A 2,980-nucleotide genomic window follows, 5' to 3' on the forward strand; every position below is an offset into this window, starting at 1 on the left:
AAAATGTAATGAGCCAGTTGGAAAAAGAAACTAAGAAAAAAGAACAGGTAGAAAACAAAATTAAGCAACTAAGACAAAAGAAATCACAGCTAAAAAGAAAGGCGGACACGAAACGAAAAGTAGAAAAAGGAGGCGTGTTTGAGAAATTTGAAAAACAGATAACCGGAGCAGAAGAAAATACAGATAATGATTTAATCTATGCCTTTTTAGATTATGTGCTTTCCGATAATCGAAATAGAGAAAAGCTAAAAGAACTTACAGAAATTCATTTAAAAGAAAAAGAAAACTCTTTAGAAGAAAATCCAAATCTTAAAGAGGAAAATGCAAATGATGATTTTGAAGAACTGGCAGAGGAAGAACAAGAAAAACAGAAAATGTATTAGAAACTAAGATGGAGCAAAGTGAGAAACATTTTAACACTTTTCTTTTTTGTGGATTTGAAAAATCTACAAAAAACAAAGTTCACAGGGGTCTAAGGGGGAGTAGCCCCCTTGAACAAATAAAAATGCTTTAGCGTTTTTGTTTCCTTAGCGGAGCTATAAGCTTTCCGCAGGAACGCAAAGCATCGTAGTCAAACGGTGTATCTTTGCGCCCTTTGAAAAAGGGAGCGAAGATACGACCTGAACATTAGGATAGTAAAATCCCAAAATTGAAAACAGATAAAGGAGGAAAAGACAATGGAAATCAAAAGTTTGCATACCCATGTAGATATTGTGGCAAGATCAAAAGGGCATAGCGTGATTGCAAAAGCTGCATACAATGCAAGAGATAAATTACAAGATGAATACTATGGAAAAACACATGACTATTCTAAAAAAGAAGACCTTGTATTCTCAAAAATATTTCTGCCGGAACATATCCCGAAAGAGTTTTCAAACAGAGAATACCTATGGAATAGTGTTGAAAAAATAGAGAAAAGTAAAAATTCACAACTTGCAAGAAATCTGCTCTTTACACTTCCAAGAGAATTAAATGAACAGGACAGAATAAAATTAATCAGCGAATTTATAGAAGAAAACTTTACTTCTAAAGGTATGATAGCAGACTGTAATATTCATAATCCTATGGCAAGCGATCATGAAGAACAACCACACGCCCATATCCTACTTACCCTTAGAGAAATAGACGAAAAAGGGAATTGGAAACCGAAATGCAGAAAAGAATATATCCTTGATGAAAACGGAGGAAAGATAAAACTGAAAAGCGGAAACTATAAATCAAGAAAAGTAAATTTGAACGATTGGAACAAACCTGACAAAGCAAAAGAGTGGAGAGAAAACTTTTCAAAGAAAGCAAACGAATACTTGGCAAGAAACAACATAAATAAAAGGATAGATCCACGCACCTTTAAAGAACAAGGCAGAGAAGAACTCCCGCAAATTCATTTAGGCACAAGCAGTTATCAGATGGAGAAAAAAGGCATACAGACAGAGAGAGGAAACCAAAACAGAAAAATCATCGCCTTGAATTTAGAATTTAGAAAATTAAAAGAGGAGCTATCCAAACTTACGTCTTGGATAGGCTCGTTACTTGGAAGTCTGCAAGTAAAATATGATGAATACAAACAGGAGAAAAAAGAAGAATATGAGAACAAGGCGGAACTCTTTAATCTCTATGAGTACATCAGTATTTATTATGACTTACAGGGAGAAAAAGCAAGAAAGTTAAATCCCTATGCAAGCAACAAAAAGATAGGTGCAGACCTAAGACGATTTTCCAAAGCAAGAATATATCTGAAAGGCAACAATCTTAAAACCATAGCCGATCTACAAGAAAAGATAAGCACATTACAATCCCAAAATAAGAAAATTAGTCAAGACATTAAGGCGAAAACCACAAGAATAGAAAACTTAAATAAATGCTTTGCCTATGCGGACATCATCAAGGATAACAAAAAAGTCTTTGAGGAATGGAACAGTAAATCCCTATTCAAAGACAGCTTTTACAATTCCCATAAAGATGAGATAGATAAATATAAAAGAGCAAGGGCAATTCTTGAAAAGATAACAGGCTCATCGGCGATTAAGTCTAAAGACTGGAAAAAAGAAATCCAAACCCTTGAAGATGAAATATCGAGACTCAACAGACAATCACAATCAATCAAAGAAGAGTACGAAAGTATCAACCATATCAAGTATGCAGTCAAGACAGTCAATGAGGATTATGGAATAGATTTATCCATTGAGATTGACAAGGCAATCAAGAGAGGAGAAAAACAAAGTGTCATTGCACAGATTAAGAAATATCAGGAGCAACAAGAAGCCTACGAAAAACGAAAGGAAAAGACAAAGAACTATTACAGGAATGAGGAAAGATGAAGTCCCAAAATGGGATAACATCGTAAATAAGATAAGCAGACGCACTGTTTCGGTGCATAAGAGGAACGAAAGGAGAGAAAAATGGCAGATAACAGAAGATACTATTGGTTAAAGCTGAAAGAAGATTTTTTTACAGACAAGAGAATAAAAAGACTAAGAAGAATATCAGGAGGAGATACCTATACAATCATTTACCTCAAATTGCTTTTGCTTAGCCTAAAAGATAGTGGAAAACTGTATTATGACGGAGTAGAAACAGACTTTATCAAAGAGCTTGCCTTAACGATTGATGAAACAGAAGATGATGTAATGGTTACAGTGAACTATCTTATGGCACAAGGATTGATGGAGATAATCACAGAAAATGACGAGTATTTTTTAACAGAAATCCCAAGTCTTATAGGTTCAGAAACAGCGTCTACAAGGCGTTCGAGAAAATCGAGAGGACAAAAAGCGTTGCAATGCAACACTAATGCAACACATTGCAACCTTTTGCAACAAAATTGCAACGGAGATATAGAGAAAGAAATAGATATAGAGTTAGAAAAAGAGGGGGAGATAGAAAAAATATCCCCCGTTTTTTACGGAGAATATAAAAATGTTTCCTTAACTGATGAAGAATATGGAAAATTAAAGGATAAAATGCAATGTCATAGGGATAA

3 protein-coding genes are annotated in these 2,980 nt (G+C 34.5%); all 3 read left to right on the forward strand.

The window, feature by feature from the left end; all coding sequences use genetic code 11:
• Nucleotides 1–383: hypothetical protein (locus tag WMO19_RS09580; RefSeq protein ID WP_349171633.1), on the forward strand; the 383-nt coding region annotated here is incomplete at its 5' end.
• A 294-nt stretch (nt 384–677) separates the two neighbouring features.
• Complete coding sequence (gene mobQ, locus WMO19_RS09585; protein ID WP_349171635.1) at nt 678–2,318, forward strand: MobQ family relaxase; 1,641 nt, start codon at nt 678–680, stop codon at nt 2,316–2,318.
• An 81-nt stretch (nt 2,319–2,399) separates the two neighbouring features.
• On the forward strand, nt 2,400–2,980 hold a 581-nt coding region (locus WMO19_RS09590), incomplete at its 3' end, for a phage replisome organizer N-terminal domain-containing protein (RefSeq protein ID WP_349171636.1).

Origin of the sequence: Peptoniphilus hominis (ex Hitch et al. 2025) (assembly GCF_040096015.1) — a bacterium.
In the GTDB taxonomy this organism is placed as follows: Bacteria; Bacillota; Clostridia; order Tissierellales; family Peptoniphilaceae; genus Peptoniphilus_A; species Peptoniphilus_A hominis.